A 1160-nucleotide genomic window follows, 5' to 3' on the forward strand; every position below is an offset into this window, starting at 1 on the left:
AACTGCCCGGCGGGCATCGCATCCTCACCGATTCCGGTGCGCTGCGCGACCTTTCGGAGTCCCTGGCCGAGGGCATCGCCAACCACGTCGCCGAGGTCTCCAAGCGACTCGGCACGCAGGTGATCCTCCAGATCGACGAACCCCACCTGACGGCCGTCCTGAGCGGGACGCTGAAGGGTGTGAGCGTTCTGAACACGGTGCGCGCCATGCCCGAACCCGAGGCCCTGCACGTGCTCGACACCGTGGCCGCGCGGCAGTCGGTCCCGGTCCTGATCCACTCCTGCGCCGACCGCCCCGCCCTCGGTTTCCTGCGCAAGTCCGCCGCGAGCGCGATCGGGTTCGACCTGGCCGCCATCGGCACCCGGGACCTGGACCGCATCGGCGAATTGCTGGACGCCGGAAAGCATCTGGTCCTCGGCCTGGTCCCCACCACCGAACCGGCCAAGCCGGTCACCTGGCGTGACATCGCCGAACCCGGTGTCCGCCTGATCGACCGTCTCGGTTTCCCCCGCCGCCTGCTCGCCGACCAGATCCTGGTCTCCCCGGCCTGCGGCCTGGCCGGCGCTTCCCTGTCCTGGGCCCGCCGCGCGGTGAGCCTGGCCGCGGAGACCGCCCGCGCCTACGCCGACGAGCCCGACGGCCTCACCTTCGAGTAGCCGCTACATCCGCTCGACGATGTCGAGCGCGATGGCCACCGCCGCCGCATTGCTCTCCTCGTCGGACAGCTCCAGGTCTCCCATCATGGACAGACTCCAGCTGATGGCCAGCAGCGCCTGCCGGGCGTGGAACACGGTCAGCGGGTCCCGGCTCGGCGCGGTCATCAGGTCCGCCAGCACCCGGAACTGGTAGCGCAGGCTCGTCCCGAACCCGAGGTCCCGGAACGCGGGCTGGTTCTCGTGCCAGAACCGGATCATGTCCTTGCCGAGACTGTGCAGCAGCGCCCCGTATCGGATCACGATCTCCCGCGCGCGCTCCCGCCCCTCGGGCGCGCTCTCGGCCCATGTCACGATCTCGTCGACGCCGCCCCGCAGATCCTCCGACAGACTGGCGACGATGTCTTCCTTGGTCCGGAAGTGGTAGTACAGCGCGGCTTTCGTGACTCCCAGGCGTTTGGCGATCTCCCGCAGCGAGGTCTTCTCGTACCCCCGCTCCGAGAACAG

General features: G+C 69.7%; 1 protein-coding gene and 1 pseudogene. One reads left to right on the forward strand and one right to left on the reverse strand.

The genetic code is table 11. The features are described 5' to 3' along the window. A pseudogene (locus ACIRS4_RS38100) lies at window positions 1-656 on the forward strand (methionine synthase); the annotation flags it as partial. Window positions 657-659: 3 nt separating this feature from the next. On the opposite strand, the gene ACIRS4_RS38105 reads toward ACIRS4_RS38100, so the two are convergent. Continuing rightward, window positions 660-1160, reverse strand: a 501-nt coding sequence (locus ACIRS4_RS38105; protein ID WP_404204844.1) for a TetR/AcrR family transcriptional regulator, incomplete at its 5' end; no start/stop codon positions are given.

Source organism: Streptomyces sp. NPDC101166 (assembly GCF_044768125.1).
Classification (GTDB): domain Bacteria; phylum Actinomycetota; class Actinomycetes; order Streptomycetales; family Streptomycetaceae; genus Streptomyces.